The 230-nt window shown below is 67.8% G+C and carries 1 protein-coding gene; it reads left to right on the top strand.

Annotated elements, in window-relative coordinates; genetic code table 11:
- Window positions 1–230: LysR substrate-binding domain-containing protein (locus U5A58_RS40760; RefSeq protein ID WP_321965489.1), on the top strand; the 230-nt coding region annotated here is incomplete at both ends.

Here is a 230-nt window from a genome sequence, read left to right on the forward strand (position 1 = left end):
CGGCCGGCCCATCCGCGCGAACTGGCGGATCGGCCGTGTCTCTCGTACGCGTATCGCGCGCGTAGCGATGTCTGGCGTTTCACCAACGACGCGGGCGAGGAGGAGCCGGTGATGCCGACCGGCCCGCTGCGCGTGACGAATTCCGATGCGCTGTTGCCCACGCTTCTGGATGGCCTGGCGATTGCCGAACTGCCCGAATTCATCGCCGGCGAGTATCTGGCCGATGGCCG

The organism is Paraburkholderia sp. J7, from assembly GCF_905220155.1.
Lineage (GTDB): Bacteria > Pseudomonadota > Gammaproteobacteria > Burkholderiales > Burkholderiaceae > Paraburkholderia.